The following is a 19,842-nucleotide window of genomic DNA, read 5'->3' on the forward strand; positions in this document are numbered from 1 at the left end:
AACCCCGTTCGGGACTTACACCCTAGAGTTATCGCCCATGCTGGGCGCACTGACAAAGCCACCTTTTGCGGGTGGCTTTTGTTGTTCCTACAGATCGATAGTTATTTAAGTAACGGACAAATTGTATGAATTTATTCCGACAGGTAACCGTGATTTTCGATGAATGTTTATACATTGTGTTGAATGACTGTCTGATTGCTGTGCATTATTCTTTTGAGGAACTATAAATTTTCTTATTTTTCAAATAATTTAACGGGAGGACTGTATGAACAAGTGGCTACTAGGCATTTCTACTGCTGTTTTGTTGTTTAGTCTCTCAGTCGGCTGTAGCTCGAAACCCGCCGACAATATCCAATCCCCTCCACCGCAAGCGACAGCAAAGCCTACTACCTCAGAGCCAATGGTCTTGCAATGGAGCATCACCGGGGAGCCGTCTACGATGGATGCTGGCATTGCAACAGATTCAACCTCAATGGACATGATCAATCTCACCTTCGAAGGACTGACCAGCGTCGACCGTCAAGGCCAGATGATCAACGCCATCGCGGAGAGCTACACGCATACTCCTGACTTCACTCATTTTACTTTTACCATTCGAAAGGACGCCAAATGGAGCAATGGTGATCCTGTGACCGCTCACGATTTTGAGTACGCCATCAAGCGCAATCTCGACCCCAAAACCGCTTCCGGCTATGCGTATCAGCTCTTCTATATCAAAGGGGGCGAGGACTTTTACACCGGAAAAGGCAAGCAAGAGGACGTCGGGGTAAAAGCAAAGGACGACTACACACTAGATTTCACCTTGCGCTCACCAACACCGTTCTTCCGGGAATTGACCTCATTCACTACCTACTACCCGCTTCATAAAAAGACCATCGAGAGCAACCCCCAGTGGGCAACAGAAGCCAAAACGATTGTCGGCAATGGCCCGTTTGTAATGGATAAGTGGGAGCACAAGTCCAAGCTCACCTTCAGCAAAAGCCCTACTTATTGGGACAACGCCAACGTCAAGCTAGATCAGATCCAAATTGTCATCATCGAGGATAACAACACCGCCCTGTCCATGTTTGAAAATGGCGACCTGGATTGGGGAGGCTACCCTTCCTTTGGCTTGTCGCCGGATGCGGTCGGACAGATCAAGGAAGAAGGCAAGCTGCTCGTCGCAGATAACCCCGGCACCAAAGCCGTCATCTTCAATACAGAGAGGCCCCCTTTTACCAACAAAAAAATTCGCCAGGCGTTTTCGTATTCTATCAACCGACAGCAATTGGTGGATAACATCCTGCAGACCGGTGTTCCGCCCGCTTATGGCTGGGTTCCCGTCTCCATGGGGTTGAATCCGGACGGCTACTTTAAGGAGGATGTGGCGAAGGCCAAGCAGCTCTTGGCAGAAGGCATGGAAGAGCTCGGGCTGTCTCAATTCCCTAAAGTCACGTACTACTATGACACCGGAGAAACCGACAAGAAGTTGGCTCAAGCACTCCAGGACGAGTGGAAGAAGACACTGGGAGTCGACATTGACATTCGCACCTCAGAATGGAAAGTGTTCAACGAGGATGTCCAAAATGGCAAGTACGACTTCGGCATCTGGCTATGGGGAGCCGATTTCAACGACCCGATCAATTTCCTCGAAATGTACAAGGACTTGGGTGGCAACAACGTCGTTCGCTTCAACAACAAGGAGTACCGCGATCTGCTGAATAAAAGCTACTATGAGACCGACGAGCAAAAGCGCAAGCAGCTGTTGTTTTACTCTGAAAGAATTCTCATGGAAGAAATGCCGCTGGCACCGCTGCACTTCCGCGGCAATGCTTATATAAAAAACGACAAGGTGAAGGACTTCGTGATCTTCCCTCTCGGCGGTTCCTACTTTAAATACGCGTATATTGAAAAATAACAAAGCGCGGGCATCCTCTCTATGCGAAATAGATAGAGAGAGATGCCCGCGCTTCCATCATAAATACCGAGCGATCATCCGAACTAACTTTGCAGGGAACTCATGCAAATTGGTAATATCCAAAAATCTTTCATTCCCATAGATTTCACTTATCACATCCTTGTCTTGACCGATTGCCGCTGCTAGAAAAGTAACTCCTTTTCGTTCATATTCCTGTATGGTCTGTTTCATATCTGTAACAGCGTAGCTTCCGGTATAGTCATCCATTGCTTTCGGTTGTCCGTCACTTATGCTAATCAACAGTTTTGTTTTTTGGGGGGACGCGGCTAATCGTTCCGCCATCATTCTAAGAGCCATTCCATCGCGATTATTACTTCTCGCATGAATTCTCATTAACCTGAAGCGATCATTGGCATCCGCTTTATCGAAGTCGACATAGGCAAAGATCGACATTTGCTCCAATCTGGAAACATCCGCCGTATCGCCGTAGATCAAAATGGGGATATGACAAAGCTGACAATATTCATATACGGCGATCACTGCTCGTTTTGCTGCTTCTAATCTCCCGTAAGCTGACATAGATGCAGATTCATCAACCCTTAGGCCAACCACAAGAGTAGGGGATTCCGTTGGAGGACGTTTCTTGGCAAAATACTTGTAATCCCTGTAAGCAACGCTGTCTGCTTGAAATTTGCTGCCATAGTAACGATTCCTCGCAAAGTCGGAAGAGATCTCATGCTCCAGGTACGGAAGTGTCTTTCTGGCAATCTCTTGCACGATAGGCATGAGTCCTTGGCAAAGACGAACATATTCTTGTTGGTTTTCTTCATCGTAGTCGGGACGGTGAACAATGAGCTTTACTTTTTTATGAATCGAATCGGAAATGACCTCTCTTGCATCCCGATTCAGCTTTTTACGGAAATCGCGTTCCTTTTGTTTCGCTTCCTCTGACATGGATTCAGGATTTGCCTGATGATAGTTAGGAGAGCCATCTTCCCCCAAACCTGAACTTTCAATATGGGTAGAATCATCAGAGCCACGGGAAGAGCTTTCGTCACTATCGGCAGATTTTTTCAATGCGATTCCCTTTTCCTCTCGATGATTGTCTTTGCCAAAATCAGTGTCGTCTATATCTCCCCATGTCCTGATCTCTATGGCATCGTCAGATTTTCGTTTTTTTTTAGCTCAATCTCGGCTTCTTCCAAGCTGGCAAACAAACCTTGACTTTTTAGTGCTTCTTCCAAAAGCTTTATTTCTTCCGAATCGGTTGTGATCTTGTAGATGACCTTATGATAAAGGGATTCTTTTGCGGAAGCTCCTCCGCCAATCGCATCTGCCCAGTAGAAAAAGGAACGCATTCCAGCCACGCCCTTGATCGCATTGGCCCGCGCTGTTCTGTCTAAAACCATAATCATGTCCGCTAAAATACCCAACATCTTTCCATCTTGAAAACCAGTTTTGGCTATTACACGTTCGATCATGATTTCTTTGGTCGGCAGGTCCATCTTTTCCGTATGCTGAACCCTGTCGCGCAGCGCTTCGTTTAACGGTCTGGTTCCCGCATAACTGCGGTTTGTTGTGATAACCGCGATGAAGTCTGGGTGCCTGCGTATGATCTCGGTGGGAAGATTGATGCTGCCATCCAGCTCCAAGGCAGAGTTTAACGCCATTAACACCGCAGCATCACGAATCACGTTTGGTTCTTGGATTTCCAGAAGATAACCCTTTTGATAGGCTCTGACGATCTCCGAAGGGTAAAATCGATACTCAATCGCTTCACCATCGGTGTTTTCCGCTGCTGCAAGCTTCAGTAATTGCTTCATTTTTAAAGCTGCCTGTTCCTGTGTAATCCCCAGTGCATCCATCAAAATTTCAGCTATGCTTTGAAACCCGTCGCTTTCATATAAAGCTTTCCATACTGTTTGCTCGGCAGGCTCCATTTTCTCTAAACGTTCAGAAGAAATTACGGGCAAAATAGCGCCAATAATATCCGATTTATCCATATCAGCAAAACAAGTCACTTTCGTATACGGCAACCCGAAATCAGCAGATAATGCTTTGGCTAGTTGTGTTTTACCAGAACCGGCATCACCTTCTAATAATATATTGGCGATTTTCATTTCCCCGCGATTCCAGTTGCGTTTTATTTCTTTACGAATGCGCTGTTCTTCTTCACTGACCTTATGAGTGGAAGGCTTTTTCCAAACAAGCTTTTTTTCTGCATCCGTCAGCTGTCTTTCGGGTGACAAATCATATTTTTCATTTTCAGTCATCACATTTCTACTCCCCTCATAATGCTGGTCCACTTTGATCTTTGTTCCTTTTCTCACCAAGAAGAGGAAGCAGCAAAGACGCACCGATCATAATCAACACACCGCTCACCACATATATCCCAACCAACGAGAGCGTCTCCTTCAGATAGCCGGATAGAAACATACCAATCACCATCATCCCCATAAAAACTGGCGTGATCGCACCAGATACCCGGCCAATAAATGCCCCTTCCGTGTTACGTACAATCAGCGTCTGGATTCCGCCTTGAATAAAAGGGAAGAAGAAACCGCTGATCACTAATAGAACAATCATCAACCAAATCGTTGTGGTAGCGCCTACTACCATCGTACATACGGCAGAGACAAGCAAGCCTACTATGAGCAGCATCTGTGGACGTACCTTTTTGGCTATCCCGATTATGATTGCTCCTCCTGCCAACATGGCTAACCCATTGGTCATTACCAACCACTGCAAAAATTGTTTGTCCTGCCCCAAATTCTCGATGACAAGAAAAATCTGAAGCGGTTGTGTCAGACCTGACGCCAATCCGACAGCAGAGAAAGTCAAACAGAGTGTGCGTAAGGATTGATTGGTCCCAATATAGCGCAGCCCCGCCTTCAGCTCCTTTATGAAACCGCCCGCATAGTCAGACTTCGTTTCCTCCGCGTCACGGGGAAGCGTCGCCAATACAAGGGAAGACCCTAAGAACAGAACAGCAGTCAAAATCAGAGAGGCTGTAATTCCAAACTGGATGAAAATAAACGTACCGATGACCGGACCTAAAACCGTAAAGACAGCGACCAGCGTTTGGGACATTGCCATCACGCCTTGTAGTTGTTCAGCTGGTACATGCCTCTTGTACAGTTTCATGGCTGAGGGTTGGGAAAATTGAGACAGGCTTGCAGAAATAAATGTTCCAATGAGAAGTGCCATCCATCCACCATTCATAAGTGCAAGCAGCACAGCCCCGACGGACACGGCAGACAGCAGATCGCTCCAAACCATTGTCCGCTTCGGCAGCCATCGGTCGGCAAAGGTCCCGCCAATAAGGCCAAATAGAAAGATCGGAGCGAATTCCGCAACCGAAATCAGTGATACATAAACCGGATTATTATTCGTCAATTCGCTAACGAAAAGAAGAACGGCATAATTCCGGATCCAGATCCCCAAATGCAACAGCACGCGGGAGAGGATAATCGTACGAACATAACGATTGGAAAACATTTCAATACCCCATATCCTTTACTAGTTTTGATAATGTGCGCAGACGTTCGCCGATCATCTCATCATCGTTGCTCAGCCCTTGGCTAAACAGCTTAATGTCTTCATGAAGACTCTCATTGTCCGTACATATCGCCACGGTCATTGCATCCCCTTGCAGGGCAACCCGGTCGATGACGGGCTCCTGCGGGTCATAATAATGCTCATATCTGTATGCGTCGCGAAAATGGGCCAACGACCGACAAATCAGTATGGACATATCAAGAACACGATGGAGAGGCAGTTCCTCCGATTGTTTTGACCATTCTTCTCCCGTGTATCTCCATACCTTGGCAGATATATCGACCTTTCTTCTGGAGTTGCCCTCTGCCACTCCCAGAGAAAGTGCTTTCGCATCTGTGTTCCTGGCTAATCGGCCATCAACGCGCTCATAGTTATCCGACACGACAACAGGCTTATGGTTCAAGTTCGTAGGTATTTTCATTTTCTTTCCCTCTTTTCGTTTGATTATTGCTCTTTCTGTTTTTCCTGGTTGTATCCGCGCTCTCCGTACGGCTGGAGCTGGTCGAGCCATTTTTGTTCCAGTTTCTTCAGGGCATCCTTTTCATCAAAGTATCCGTCTTCCTTCTTTTTTAAAATCTCCAACACTTCAAAGACGAATGCCTCTTCTCCGTACTCATTCCATTCCTGTTGAAGCTGCTTGTTTATATGCGAACCCATTTTGAGACTGAACAGCTTTCCGTTCATCGTCTTGAGGTTGCGGGTGGCACTGATCCAGATTTTTTGGTTTTGGGTGTTTTTGATCTGATACACCCCTGCCTGCGTTTTCGATTCTTTATACAGTTGTTTCAGTTCTTCTCGATTCATGGTTTCTCCCCCACTTTTCCACTGACCAAATTAATAAACAAAATTCATTTTTGTTTGTTATTTAATAAACATAATGATTTATCGTCTTGTAATTGTCAAGTAAACAAAAAAAGCACCGGAACATGTCCGGTGCCTAATTTGGGTCGGGTAACAACGAGTACAGGGCCAATGAATCTCCAATAAACAATAGAGAGAAATGTCTACGCTTATGCTTGTTAACTGGATGAAAATCGGTACGTATGGTACGGCGTATTGCAAGGTTGACCCTTGGACAATTCAAACTGTCCTTCTGTCAGATTCATCACGATGGAAAATAACGTGCGACCGACCAGCTCTTCTGCTCCAGTCGACTCCACGTCTCCATGTCGGCATATGGCTTCGGGAAAACTCATATGGTCACGAAAGATCGCCTTGATATAGTCAGCTTCGATCTGTCCTTGCGCTGCCGCCAACAGTTTCACGGCCCGCCCCATTCGCAGATGCGTATCGGCTTCCCCCATTTTCGCTTGATCATCTACAGCTATACGGGACCCGACAAAATGATTGGCATGCGCGATATACCCTTCCATTGGATAGAGGACATCGTGCGCTCTTGAAGTCGCTTCCACATCCACCGTCTCTCCTTCCCGATGCGCAAGCAAATAATTGGCTGACGTGCCACGTGGTAGACGGGTTATTTGCCGGATGGCTTGTGAGAGCGTCCCACTATTCAAGATTCCCCGCAATACGATATGAATAGGAACCCCGACGGTTCGCTCTGATATTCGCAAAAAATTCAGACAAACACCCATACCTTTGTCGTTCATTCCGATCTTACCTACGATCCCCGCTTCGGTAATCATCAAAATGTTCGGACGTGGCTGTTGCTCGATCTCCAGTACAACAAGCCCCTTTTCCATGAGGTGTATCCAATCCCAGTTTTGCCCGATGATGGTCTCTTGGTTTTTCGTCACAGGAGGGACAGCCGCCACACTCGTGCACCCATCTGTTTTTCCAAATGGATCGCCTAAGTTGGTCATGATTTCACTACGAACATTGAGCGTCACAATATCAAGCAGATCCCGCTCCGCCCCTTCGCTAATTCCTCTGATTTCCTCCATAATCTCCTGGTCATACCTCTCGATCCAGGGGATGAACTGAGTAGCATATTCGGTTGCGTCCTTCCAGTGAAGACCTGCTCCATCTCGAAAGGTTCTTTCGTACGCTTCGAGATTGATCCATATTTGCTCTTTGGTGAGTTGGCCCATTTGTTGTCCCCGTTCTCGCGCTGTCCCCCTGATCCGATAGACAGGAAACCGTTCCATCGTAAGCGACTCCCCTTCTATAGCGTTTTCACCATATAATAGCGATCGTTTCCACTACCATATTCCGCAATCCGTGTCTCGATAACCGCAAAGCCTGCTTTTTGATAGAGTCCGACTGCTCCAGTATTATCAGGGCTTACGGTCAGGCAAATCTGACGAAACCCATCCTCACGCAACTGCTCTAGCAATCGGTTCAAGAAAGAGAACCCATACCCCATCCCTTTACGATCTGCTCGGATGTAATACCCATACATGTAGCACTTGTCCGGCTGACGAAAATCCCTCAGGAGCTGACATACCCCTACAGGACGCGCCTCCTCTGCTTCCATGAAAAGAGCGACGCAGCCATGTCGCGCAAGCGGTACGAGCACCCATTCATCAATCGCTCCCTGTATACCAAAAGCCTCCTGCTCCATTGCCTTGATCATCTGAAGCTGGTCTTCTGTCAATGCCTCGACGATTTCTACGCGCGTATTTTGCATTCAGTCCTCTCCCTATACGGGTTGCCGCTTCGCTCCGATGACCTGCTCTGACCTCTCCGTTATGTCGGCAAGCACCGCTTCGTCTAGCTCTACACCTAACCCTGGCTGATCTGACACGACAATTTGACTTCCGTGAACCATAAGCTGGGCTACGTCCCGCGAAATGATCGCTGGTCCTGCCAATTCGTTAGAAATGATGTTCTTTTTCGCAAGCGACAAATGTGCACCAGCTGCACTGCCAATCGAAGACTCCAGCATCGAACCAATCTGACACTCCATCCCGGCCATCTCCGCCTGGTTCACCAATTTAAGAGCAGGATATATCCCTCCACTTTTCATCAATTTGATGTTTACTTTATCTGCAGCTTTCTTCGTGATGACTTCTCGCATTTCCTTCGTCCCGTGCAGTCCCTCGTCTACCATGATTGGAATCGTTGTTTGCCTGCGAATTTCCGCGAGAGCATCGAGATCATCAGCCAAGACAGGCTGCTCCATCCAATCAATGTGACAATCCTCGATCTGTTGCAAAACAAGCAAGGAGTTCGCACGGTTCTCCCAACCTTGGTTGGCGTCCACCCGCAACCCTACGCTAGGACCAACTGCCTGCCGAACAGCCCGGATTCGCTGGATATCTGTCTGAAGATCAGCTCCCACCTTTATTTTGATCGAGCCATACCCAGCTGCCACTGCTTGCCTAGCTTCAGCTGCCATGACCTCTGGCTCTAAAATACTTAACACATATGGGAAGGAAAGAGTCGTGTGATATTTTCCGCCCAAGAAATGATAAACAGGTTGGCCAGCCGCCTTTCCCATCAAATCATAGCAGGCAATATCAATGGCGGCTTTTGCTGCTGGGACTCCCCAAACAGCCTGGTTCATCTTCTCATGGATTCTCTCGATATCAAACGGATTCTCACCGATCACAACAGGCGCCAGGTTATGAACGAGCATCGTATAGGTAGACTCCCACGTCTCTCCGGTGACATTTTGATCCGGTACCGCTTCGCCTAGTCCGACCAAGCCATTGTCTGTCTCCACTTTTACAATAATAGACGGCATATCCTCATAAGAGGCGTACGCGATAATAAATGGGCGTTTTAGCGGCAGCTTAATGGCATGAACCCATACAGACGTTATTTTCATACTCGACTACCCTCCGTAGCTGCTACTCGTGGAATGATTCGATAAAAAAGGGACATGGCTTTTACAGAGCCGTCTTCGCCTTTCACAAAGCCAACTGTAAACTCGCTTCCCTCCCTATCGATGATAAATTGATGCTCTCCAATTGGTCGCAATGGATAGTTCAGCTTTTTTTCACCAAACGCATCCGACGTCTTATCTATCATCATCAGGACACCCTCTACCACATATATGATGATATCCATTCCTTCCCCACTAACGTATCGACCGGCATACTCTCCTAATTGGGCAAGAGGGACACTGTATGTCTCGAATTGGTACTGTGGTGTATTCAATGAACGCCCTTCTATCGCATGGAGTGCTGTCAGTGTGGCTTTTTCCACTGGGCTTCCGATCAAATTGGCCAAGGCCATAGATGTAATACCCCGCTCCGGAACAATCGCTAAATGGGCGGCGACACCTTTGATCGCTCCACCGTGCTTGATCAAGGTCCCCCCATAGTAGTCGGGTTGAATGGATAAGCCATATCCGTAATACCTTCCGTAGCTGTTCTGGACATGCGGATAGGTCATTTGTTTGACGCTCTCCTCGGATAAAATCCTTTCCTTGCCCACGCATCCGCCTGTACGGAAGATTTCAGCGTAGTTCAACATGTCATGTACTGTTGAATTCAAATGCCCCGATGCCGCTACGAGTAGCCCATCCTCCCAGTTTGGATCAGGGTAAATCTCAGATACGCCATTGCTCTCTTTAAAATGATAGATGGTCGTTACATCCGGTAGGTGAGGCAGATCGCTCAGAAGGAAGGTGCTGCTCTTCATATTTGCTGGTTCCAAAATGTGCTCTTTGACATACACGTCATACGACTTCCCACTCACTCTGGCTATGACCGCTCCCAATAGAGAGTAGCAATCATTCGAATAGCTGAACAATTGTCCTGGAGAGCCCACCAGCTCATATTCCGCTAAGGCAAGAGCTTCCATCAGCTCCTCGAACGTATAGATCGGTTTCTGGTACTCCTTTTTTAAGTACCGATGCATCGGGTTATCCTCGTCAGGCATGTCATCGAGCATGGAGTTGCGAATCGCCAGGTTATCAATCGGCAGCGGCGGTATGCCCGTCGTGTGGGTCATAAAATGGTGGATCGTCATCTGCTCCGTTTTTTGACGATCCGGGGTACGAAACTCAGGGAGGTATTTGATCACCGGATCATGAACAGAGAGCTTTTTCGCTTCCTGTAGCTGCATGATCGCCATACATGTAAAGGACTTCGTAACGGAGGCCAATCCCATCACGGTATCAGGAGTGATTTCGAGTTCCTTTTCTCGATCCCGGTAGCCAAGGCTTTTGCGAAACAGGCTCTGCCCATCCAGATTCACACCCATGACGAAACCCGGAACTCTCCCTGCCTTCATTTCTTTTGCAACCAGCTCTTCCCATTCTACTAACCAGCCTTGCTGTCTCATTTCTTCCACCTCTTTCGAATGTTGTTGTCATGCCATGCCCTACTCGTTCACCCACATGTCCTGAATAATCAAGGTTGCTAATGGATTTGGCTTGACGCCCTGAATCCGGTTACTGACGACCACGAATGTTTTTGCGGAATAGAGCGGAATCCAATAGGCCTGTTCCACGACTCTTTTTTGAATGTCTGCAAAAACCTGCTGTCGCAGTACTTGATCTGTTGTCGTTCGTCCTTTATCTAGCAGGCTATCGAGCTGTTTATCACTGAGGCGAAAGAAATTCAAGCCCCCGATCTGACTCGAATGCAGTAACAAGTGCAAAATATCTGGATCGACGCTACCATGATCCGTTGAGAACAAATCGAACTCGCCCTTCAGTGCCTGTTCAAGAGCTGTCGCTGATTCATACTTTTGGATATGCAATTCGACACCAATCTCTTTGAACATGCTTTGCACCAGCTGATGTCCGGGATTTGTATCTTCGATGAGCATCGTCAGGCTGAGCGTCTTCCCATCCTTTTCCCTTATCCCTTGCGCGTTTGGCTTCCATCCTGCCTCTTCCAGCAGTTGTCTGGCTTGATCAGCATTGTACTTGTAGCCGTACTGCTCTACTGCCGCATCGTATCCGATCATCGTAGGCGGGATCGGTCCGTAGACAGGCACCCCCTCTCCTTGCAAATCCGCTATGATCAATGCGTCTTTGTTGATCGCCAGGTTCAGTGCCTTTCTCACGCGGACATCCTGCAGGATTTCATTTTCCAGATTCATCCCAATGAAGAACTCTACAGGCTGCATTCCTTCCAACACCGTAAAATCTTTGTGATCCTTGTATTTCTTCGCGTCTTTCGGGGACACAGTGGCAATATCAATCGTCCCACTGTCGAGAGCAGCCATCATAGTCTGATCGTCTTGAATAAATTTCAGAACGAACTTGTCAGGTCTTACAGGTCCTTGATTTTCAGCAAAAGGAGCTGCCCACTTATAATCGTCGTTTCGTACCAGTGTGATCGATTCGCCTGTTTTCCAGCTCTCGAATTTCCACGGACCTACCCCGACAGGATTGCGCCCCAGCTCATTTCCGTATTTGTTTCGTGCCTCTATGGAAATGGGTTGCTGGTAGCCGCTATATGATAAGTTAGAAAGTAACGAAGCGGAGGGCTCATCCAAATGAAAGATCAATGTGGAATCATCAGGAGCTGAAATGGATTTGATCGAAGATACGTCCGGTCCGGTAACCGGTGAGGCTGTTTTCGGTTCGAGTGCGCGTTCATAGCTTTGCTTAAAAACTTCCGCGGTGAGCGGTGTTCCATCATGGAACTTCACGCCAGGACGTATCTTGAACGTCATGGTCTTGCCGTTGTCCGAGATCGTGTACGATTCAGCCAGATGCGGCTTCAACTCAAACGTAAAGGGATCGAGGATCAGCAAGGCTCCCCCCAACAGGCCCCCAACAAAATTTCCCGCTGACAACGACGTCTTTTGCGGGTCCAGCGTATCTGGCTCCATCTGGTAGCCCATGGTGATCGTCCCTCCCTTTTTGGGCTGGGAGCTTTTTGCTGGTTGGCTTGCTTGCTTCTGGTCTGTAGCTGGAGTGGGAGCAGAGCTGCAGCCAACTATGGAAAAAACGAGTATACATATGAGTAAAACGCTGCGTATTTGGCCTTTTGACCGTTCTGATAACATGTCACGACCTCCTTTTTCGAGTCATTTCCATTCGAAGCACGCTTTTGTCGGTATATAGTCGCTAAATAGATCGGATTGTTTCTTAGATGAGAGATGTGGGGGTCCCGGATTTCCATCGTAAAATGGAAAAACCGGGACAGGTTGATGTTACATGAGGAGAGTCATGAATAATTAAGGCGATACACAGCCCGCGGGCGTCCTTGCTGATACGGCTGTTCTTCTCCGACGACCTCTACGACCTGATGCTCGATCAGTTTTTTCAAGGTTCTTTCTGAACTGCGGCGACTGATCTGGAGGTACTCGGCTAAATCGGAAGCGGTGAAGCGGTTATCGCGGCGAAGTTTGACATACTGCATGATTTTCGTGATGGTAGCGACACTTGCGCCAGTCTTCTCCGCGATCTCCAGCACTTCCTTGTTCTCGCTTTTTAATTGGAACGTCTTCGCTTCCGTATTCAACGGACCGATCACTTCTTTTTCATCCGTCACCAAATACGCACTGCTTTCTTTTGTTTTCTGGGCATGATAGATCGCAATGCGTGCGTTCGCTTCGGCCTCTTTCGCTGTTAGGCCAAAACCAAACCCAATGGCAACCGTCACTTTGGCAAGCAGATCGACATTGCCCACTACTTGCATGATCTTCCCGTATTCAATCATTTGCTCGATGCTGCCTCTCGTGCCATAGATGATGAATTGATCCAGTCCCAATTTTTGAATGGAAGCGTCCGTCTCTTTGACAAGCTCCAGCAGCTCTTGCAACAAAATAATCGTCGCATCTTGCCATTGTGTTTCTACTGGCGGACCATCATTTTGCTGGATCGCTGCAATCCCCACAGCTATCTGCGAATTTTTGCTAATTTTCAATCGGCCGTAAGCAATCGCTTGATTGACGGCATCGCGAATATTTTTATCGGGACTAACGAGGGATGCCGAAGGGATGTTCATCTCACGTAATCGACTGTATACGTAGTCAACACCAGTCAAAGCAAAATGGCTCTTTTTCTGTTCCCAGCGCTCCTTGTGGAATTGAATAATCTCCTCCACGTCAAATCTCGTCCCGCCTTCTTCAATAATCTCACTGTAGTCTTTTACATACCAAGGCGTAGAAGTAATGCCCAATTCTTCAGCAACCTTCTCAATATACTCCGCTTTTGGCAAATCTATCGAGATGCGGTCCAGTCCTCCTGGAACGTTCAGCAAGGTATGAAACAACGAGAGGGAAATGGTATATTCATCGAGCGGAATGTACACCGCAGGCAGCTTCTTTTGCTCTACCTTTTCCTTGGCAAAAAAATAAGGAAGTGGGCCAGCAAAAAGCAGCACGTCGCAGTCATGGATTTGATCAAGCAACGCAGCACTCTCTTTGGGGTTCTGGTATGTATACGAGGTCAGTTGAATGTAATCGATGGATTGGGTATGCTTCAAGATCCTTGGCAAAAATTCTTCCGAAGAGATTACCGCTATCGTAATGGTCAATGTTCCACTCCCTCATCTCTCTATGATTTCCACACGTCCTTGAACACGCGAATGAAGTTTTTGCCCAAAATACGCTCAATCGCTTCATCCTTGTACCCTCTTTTGGCAAGGGCACGCGCAAGCTCCGGAACCTTGGTATGTCCTTTTACGACATCAAAATCTTTGCGTCCTGCTTGGATAAACGCATCGGGAGAATCGTATTTCATAAATGGCTCGATGATGTCCAGACCCAGTCCGACGTGTTCAATGCCAACCAGCTTCACGATGTGATCGACGTGGTTGATCATGTGCTCGATATCAGCCTGGTCGTCTGTGTCCGCTACAAACAGATTGACGCCATTGATGCCGATTACGCCGTTGGTGAATGCGATCGCCCTGATTTGCTCATCCGTCAGATTGCGCATAGAGCTCGCTAATGTCCGGCAATTGGAATGAGAAGCGATGATGGGCTTTCGTGCTACCTCGATCAGATCCCAGAAGCCTTCGTCATTCAGATGACTGACATCAATGATGATTCCCATTGCTTCTGCCTCTTCGACGACGCGGATGCCGAACTCGGTGAGCCCGCCCTTGCGCCCTTCTCGTACCGGACTAAAATGACTGCCGTCTCCAACGAAGTTCCGCCTGCTCCATACAAGGCCCATAAGGCGCACGCCCAGCTCGTAAAAAACACGGAGCATACTTAGATCATTATATAACGGCTCCGCGCCTTCCAGAGAGAGCACAAAACCAATTTTCCCCATTCGATTCGCGGTCTCGATGTCTTCCACACTTTTGCAAACCATGATCTTCTCAGGCGATTCATCTGCCTCCGCGTGCAACGCGCTGATTTGTTGTAGTGCTTTTCTCAAGCCCATCTCCGGCAGGAATTTGTTGTCGATATAAATCGCTGCGACAACCGTCTGCACCCCGCCCGCCACGAAATCAGGTAAGTATTCCGATTCTATTACTTTTCGCCTGCCGTACTCGCGTTGAATAGCGACATCTAGCAAAAGGTCAAAATGCGCGTCGATTCCATGTGTCATGTCTCATGCTCCTCCTACTCTTTCAAGTTTTCCGGATTAAGTGGTGCAAGCTCTGGCAAGAGAAAGCGTCCGTCTCTGCGAATCAAATGGTCATCGAACCAAATCTCACCGCCACCGTACTCTGGGCGTTGAATCATGACCATGTCCCAGTGGATGTTCGATTTGTTACCGTTGGATGCCTCGTCATAGCATCGTCCCGGGGTAAAGTGGAAGCTGCCGTCGATTTTTTCATCGAATAAAATATCCTGCATGGGCTCCCGAATGAACGGGTGGACCCCCAAAGCAAACTCCCCAATGTACCGGGCACCTTCATCCGTATCCAAAATGTTATTCAAGCGCTCCGTGTCATTGGCTGTGGCGCTAACGATCTTCCCGTCCACAAACTCCAGCCGTACCTTTTCAAAGGTAAAGCCTTGATAAGGCGAGGGGGTGTTAAACGATATGACACCGTTCACCGAATCACGAACAGGGGCCGTAAATACTTCACCGTCTGGTATGTTATAGTGCCCCGGACACGGAATCGATGGAATTCCTTTGATTGAGAAAGTCAGCTCTGTGCCAGGTCCCGTGATTTTCACACGGTCCGTTCGCTCCATCAGCTCCTTGAGCGGCTGCATGGCTTTTGCCATTTTGGCATAATCCATTGTGCAGACATCGAAGTAAAACTGTTCGAACGCTTCTGTACTCTTATTTGCTAGCTGTGCCATGGAAGGCGTCGGATAACGGAGATAGACCCATTTCTTTTTGAGACGCACGATACTTACTTCTTTGAAAAAGGACGTAGCCAGCTTCATCTGCTCATCAGGGACATCAGACACTTCATTGATGTTCAGCCCACCCTCGATGATGATGCACGCTTGCATTTTTTCCATTCGCTCTTTGTCCATCTCTGCCTCTAAACGGAATTGCTCCTCTGTTCCCGCTAGCAATAACTGACGGCTAATCGAGGATTCACGCAGGTTCACAAAAGAATGTCCACCTGCTCGCGAAACTGCTTTGACAAGCTCCTTTATCAGAGCGGCGTCCACCTCCATCGCATCGATCAGCACGTTATCTCCCGGCTGCACATTCGTCGAGTAATTCACCAGCACATTCGCCAGCTTCGTAAAACGTGGGTCCAACATCTATCTATCACTCCTGCTCCCTTATTTTGTATAGAGATGACACGCAACCAGTCTGCCGTCTGCTTCTGTGAATGGAGGGGTTTCTGTCTTGCACACGTCCATGCACGCCCAACAGCGCGGGTGAAACTTGCAGCCCTGCGGCGGATTGGATGGAGACGGCAGATCCCCCGTTAAAATGATCCGTTCTTTTTTCTCGTCAGGATCAGTGATGGGAATGGCGGAGAGAAGCGTCTGAGTGTAGGGATGCATCGGGCGCTGAAACAGCTCTTCTTTTTTCGCCAGCTCAATCACTTCTCCCAAGTACATCACCGCTACTCGATCGGCGATATGCTCGACGACACTCAAGTCATGCGAGATAAAAAGATACGTGAGCGAAAACTGCTCCTGCAAATCCTGAAGCAAATTGAGAATTTGCGATTGGATCGATACATCCAGGGCGGACACAGGCTCGTCAGCTATGATGAGCTTTGGCCTGAGCATCAAGGCGCGAGCGATCCCGATTCTTTGCCTTTGTCCTCCGGAAAACTCATGCGCGTATCGTGACAAATGACTTTTGTTCAAACCGACGATCTCCAGCGTCTCTTCGATCATGGCTGCTCGCTCGCGCTTTGGGATACCATGGGCAATCAATGGCTCTGACAAAATGTGCTGGATCGTCAGCTTTGGATTGAGGGTATCAAATGGATTTTGAAACACCATTTGCATATCACGCCGCAGCTTTTGCATGTCTGCCTTCTGTAAGCTGCGGATATTTTGACCCTCGAACACGATCTCGCCGTCTGTCGGCTCGATCAATCGCAAAATGCATCTGCCCAGTGTTGACTTGCCACAGCCTGACTCTCCCACGATTCCCAACGTTTCACCTGCGTTGACAGTCACGTTCACCCCATGGACGGCATGCACGTAACTCGGCTGCTGGAACCACCCTTTGCCGACTAGGAACTTCTTATTCAGGTTCTTCACTTGCAAAAGAGGCGTCTTCATCCATTCACCGCCGTGCTTTCCCTGTTCTCTCGATACAGCCAACAACGGCACTCCGACTGTTGATCCACATCCAGCAACGGGGGATTTTGTTCCAAACAGACAGGCATCACCTTCTCGCATCGCGGTGCAAAACGGCATCCCTTCGGATAATGATCGGGGGCCGGCACACTTCCCGCGATACTGTGCAATCTCTTCTGGCCTTTGGCATTATGTGGCGTTGACTTGATCAAGCCCATGGTGTACGGATGCTTGGGGCTTCGGAGCAGTGTGCGAACGTCCGCCGCTTCAATGACCTGCCCGGCATACATCACCAGTACCCGGTCACATGTCTCGGCGACGACGCCCAAATCATGCGTGATCATGATGAGCGACATGCCCAGTTCTCTTTGGATTTTTTTCATGACATCCAATATTTGCGCCTGGATTGTTACGTCTAGGGCAGTCGTCGGTTCGTCCGCTATCAGCAGCTTTGGATGACAAGCAATCGCCATCGCGATCATCACGCGCTGTCGCATCCCCCCTGACAGACGATGCGGGTACTCATGATAGATTTCATTGGCACGTGAAATACCCACCTGCGTCAACAGCTCGAGCACTCTTTGTCTCGATTGAACTCGGTTCATGCCCTCATGCTTTTCCAGTCCTTCACTCAATTGCTTTCCGATGGTCAGTACCGGGTTTAGCGAAGTCATCGGCTCCTGAAAGATCATAGCGATCTCTTTTCCTCTGATCTTCTGCATCTCTTTTTCGCTATAGCGCAAGAGATCGGCTCCGTTCAGTTGAATACGCCCTGCAATGCTTCCGTTTTTACTGAGCAAGCGCATCATGGATAGAGAGGCAACGCTTTTTCCACATCCTGATTCTCCGACGATCCCGACCGATTCACCTCTTTTAACCTGTAAGCAAAGATTGTCCACCACCTTGAAAGCCCTTTCATTTCTTGAAAACGTGGTAGTCAATCCTGTCACTTCCAACACATTCGTCACGTTACTCACTCCTTTTTCGGGAACGGAAGCTCGCCAACTATGATTTGGGATCAAAGATATCCCGCAAAGCATCCCCGAGCAGATACACCGTAAAAACGACTGCCGTAATCGCAAGACCGGGAAACGTAGCGAGCCACCAAGCTTCTCGCAAGTAATTTTTCCCTTCATTCAGCATCGTTCCCCACTCCGGTGTAGGAGGCTGGGCACCCAAACCGATAAAGCCCAGTGCCGAGGTCCCCAAAATGGCACTGCCAATAAACATGGTCGTATAGACGACCAGCACGTTCGAGATGTTCGGAATGAACTGGCGTGTAATGATCCACCAATTCGAGCTGCCGATGGAGCGACTTGCTTCCACATAGCCGGATTGCTTGATGGAGAGTGCCGCACCACGAATCAGAATCGAAAAGGCCGGAATCGATGATATTCCGATCGCGATCATCGCATTTTCCTGACTCGGTCCGAGCAAAGCTACAATTGCTAGAGCAAGCACAATACCGGGCAACGCCAGCATGATGTCCATGATTCTCATGATCAGATTGTCGACAATTCCTCCGAGGTAAGCGCATGTCACACCAATCAGCGTTCCTGCTACAAACGTCATGACAGACGCCAGCACGGCTACGGTCAGTGTCACTCGTGTTCCGTACAGCATCCGGGATAAAATATCACGGCCAATCGCATCTGTCCCTAGCCAAAAGTCTTTCGACGGCCCTTGCATAAATGCTTCGTAGTACGTTTTCGTAGGATCATGTGGAGCTATCCACGGCCCGATGATTCCCAGCAACACGATGCAGAGCATCATCAGGAAGCTGTATTTCGCTTTCTTTTGCTGCATGATCTTCTCCCATAATTCCAAACGAGGCATGGACCATTGCTTGCTCCAGAACACGCTACATCCCCTCCTTCGCGGTGTAGTCAATGCGAGGATCGAGAATCGCGTACAGGACATCAATCAAAATGACAACGAGGACATATACAGCTCCAATAAACAACGTCGTTCCTTGAATCATCGGAAAATCCCGCGAGCTAATCGCTTGAATCGCCAAAGTACCCACTCCCGGCCAGCCAAAAACCTGCTCGACAATCACAGCCCCACCCAGCAAGCCAGCCAGCTCCAGGCCAATGACAGCCACAATCGGAATCATCACATTGCGAAAAGCGTGCCGCAGCAGCACAATTCGTTCATTCATCCCTTTCGCACGTGCTGTTCGGATATAGTCATTGGACAAAACCTCTACCATGCCAGCACGAGTGAGTCGGCTAAGTGCCGTCGCCATCAATGTCCCCAAGGTAAACGCTGGAAGAACCATGTCTTTTAGCCCCGTCCCTCCCGCAATCGGAAACCAGCCCAAATGGACGGAGAACACAAGGATAACGAGTAAGCCCAACCAAAAGCCGGGTATGGACATCCCAAAGGTGGAAAAGGTCATAATCGCTCCATCGATGGGTGTATCCTTGTATTTCGCCGCTAGGACACCCAGCCCGATACCGATCACAACTGCCACCACGAGGCTGGCTACTGCCATTTTTGCTGTCGCGGGAAAACGATCAGCAATTTCTGTGCTGACAGGCCGGCCCGTTTTCAGGGAAGTGCCGAGATCCCCTTTCAAAACGCCAGAAGCATAGTCGAGATACTGGACGACCAAAGGTTTGTTCAAGCCCAGCTCTCCGCGAAGCGATTCGATTTGTTCCACAGTCGCCCGCTGCCCTAGCATGATCCGCACAGGGTCACCCGGGATGAGATGAATGAGCAGAAATGTAAAAACGGAGAGTCCAAACAGGACAATGATGCCCGACAATAAGCGCTTCACTATATACTGCTTCATGAGGTCTTCACCCAGATGTGAGAAACCGTATAAACTAGCTTCTTCCTGTTGCGTTCCGGCACTTTGTTCTCCTCCCTTTTTCATCACT

Annotated in this window: 18 protein-coding genes; 1 reads left to right on the forward strand and 17 read right to left on the reverse strand. The window is 48.5% G+C overall.

The annotated features are described in order from the left end of the window. The first annotated feature begins 265 nt into the window (after positions 1–265). Positions 266–1,897, forward strand: a complete 1,632-nt coding sequence (locus C7R92_RS22930) for a peptide ABC transporter substrate-binding protein (RefSeq protein WP_106835755.1) — start codon at positions 266–268, stop codon at positions 1,895–1,897. 57 nt (positions 1,898–1,954) lie between these two features. Here C7R92_RS22930 and C7R92_RS22935 read toward each other — a convergent pair whose 3' ends face one another. The 17 genes from C7R92_RS22935 to nikB form a co-directional block, all read right to left on the reverse strand. Beyond that, positions 1,955–2,974 carry a vWA domain-containing protein gene (locus C7R92_RS22935; protein WP_106835756.1) on the reverse strand — a complete coding sequence of 340 codons (1,020 nt, stop codon included), beginning with the start codon at positions 2,972–2,974 and terminating at the stop codon, positions 1,955–1,957. Between the two features lie 74 nt (positions 2,975–3,048). Then, entirely contained in the window at positions 3,049–4,170 is a 1,122-nt protein-coding gene (locus C7R92_RS22940; protein ID WP_106835757.1) for an AAA family ATPase, read from the reverse strand. 16 nt (positions 4,171–4,186) lie between these two features. Then, positions 4,187–5,395 carry an MFS transporter gene (locus C7R92_RS22945; protein WP_106835758.1) on the reverse strand — a complete coding sequence of 403 codons (1,209 nt, stop codon included), beginning with the start codon at positions 5,393–5,395 and terminating at the stop codon, positions 4,187–4,189. Between the two features lies 1 nt (position 5,396). Then, positions 5,397–5,876: a DUF6530 family protein gene (locus C7R92_RS22950; RefSeq protein ID WP_106835759.1), complete on the reverse strand. Its 480-nt coding sequence runs from the start codon at positions 5,874–5,876 to the stop codon at positions 5,397–5,399. A gap of 23 nt (positions 5,877–5,899) precedes the next feature. Next, positions 5,900–6,259 (reverse strand): GIY-YIG nuclease family protein, encoded by a 360-nt coding sequence (locus C7R92_RS22955; RefSeq protein WP_017251772.1) that lies wholly within the window; start codon positions 6,257–6,259, stop codon positions 5,900–5,902. Between the two features lie 215 nt (positions 6,260–6,474). After that, entirely contained in the window at positions 6,475–7,563 is a 1,089-nt protein-coding gene (locus C7R92_RS22960) for a C45 family autoproteolytic acyltransferase/hydrolase (RefSeq protein WP_106835760.1), read from the reverse strand. Positions 7,564–7,580: 17 nt separating this feature from the next. Then, positions 7,581–8,045, reverse strand: coding sequence for a GNAT family N-acetyltransferase (locus C7R92_RS22965; RefSeq protein ID WP_106835761.1), 465 nt, complete (start codon positions 8,043–8,045; stop codon positions 7,581–7,583). 12 nt (positions 8,046–8,057) lie between these two features. Beyond that, on the reverse strand, positions 8,058–9,188 hold the full coding sequence (locus tag C7R92_RS22970; RefSeq protein ID WP_106835762.1) for a mandelate racemase/muconate lactonizing enzyme family protein: 1,131 nt from the start codon (positions 9,186–9,188) through the stop codon (positions 8,058–8,060). Then, positions 9,185–10,651, reverse strand: coding sequence for a serine hydrolase domain-containing protein (locus tag C7R92_RS22975; RefSeq protein ID WP_106835763.1), 1,467 nt, complete (start codon positions 10,649–10,651; stop codon positions 9,185–9,187). Before C7R92_RS22975 ends, C7R92_RS22970 begins: the two co-directional genes overlap by 4 nt. A 39-nt stretch (positions 10,652–10,690) precedes the next feature. Next, a complete protein-coding gene (locus tag C7R92_RS22980) occupies positions 10,691–12,331 on the reverse strand; it encodes an ABC transporter substrate-binding protein (protein WP_106835764.1) in 1,641 nt (546 codons plus the stop codon). A gap of 161 nt (positions 12,332–12,492) precedes the next feature. Further along, positions 12,493–13,806, reverse strand: coding sequence for a helix-turn-helix domain-containing protein (locus C7R92_RS22985; protein ID WP_106835765.1), 1,314 nt, complete (start codon positions 13,804–13,806; stop codon positions 12,493–12,495). Positions 13,807–13,826: 20 nt separating this feature from the next. After that, positions 13,827–14,831, reverse strand: a complete 1,005-nt coding sequence (locus C7R92_RS22990; RefSeq protein ID WP_106835766.1) for a dipeptidase — start codon at positions 14,829–14,831, stop codon at positions 13,827–13,829. A gap of 14 nt (positions 14,832–14,845) precedes the next feature. Continuing rightward, positions 14,846–15,955 carry an aminopeptidase gene (locus tag C7R92_RS22995; protein WP_106835767.1) on the reverse strand — a complete coding sequence of 370 codons (1,110 nt, stop codon included), beginning with the start codon at positions 15,953–15,955 and terminating at the stop codon, positions 14,846–14,848. A 21-nt stretch (positions 15,956–15,976) separates the two neighbouring features. Beyond that, positions 15,977–16,939, reverse strand: coding sequence for an ABC transporter ATP-binding protein (locus tag C7R92_RS23000; protein WP_106835768.1), 963 nt, complete (start codon positions 16,937–16,939; stop codon positions 15,977–15,979). After that, positions 16,936–17,925, reverse strand: a complete 990-nt coding sequence (locus C7R92_RS23005) for an ABC transporter ATP-binding protein (RefSeq protein ID WP_106835769.1) — start codon at positions 17,923–17,925, stop codon at positions 16,936–16,938. Before C7R92_RS23005 ends, C7R92_RS23000 begins: the two co-directional genes overlap by 4 nt. A gap of 37 nt (positions 17,926–17,962) precedes the next feature. Then, positions 17,963–18,817 (reverse strand): ABC transporter permease, encoded by an 855-nt coding sequence (locus C7R92_RS23010; protein WP_106835770.1) that lies wholly within the window; start codon positions 18,815–18,817, stop codon positions 17,963–17,965. A 1-nt stretch (position 18,818) separates the two neighbouring features. Then, positions 18,819–19,838, reverse strand: coding sequence for a nickel ABC transporter permease (nikB, locus tag C7R92_RS23015; protein ID WP_244195799.1), 1,020 nt, complete (start codon positions 19,836–19,838; stop codon positions 18,819–18,821). Positions 19,839–19,842 lie beyond the last annotated feature (4 nt).

It is taken from the genome of Brevibacillus porteri, assembly GCF_003013475.1.
Lineage (GTDB): Bacteria > Bacillota > Bacilli > Brevibacillales > Brevibacillaceae > Brevibacillus > Brevibacillus porteri.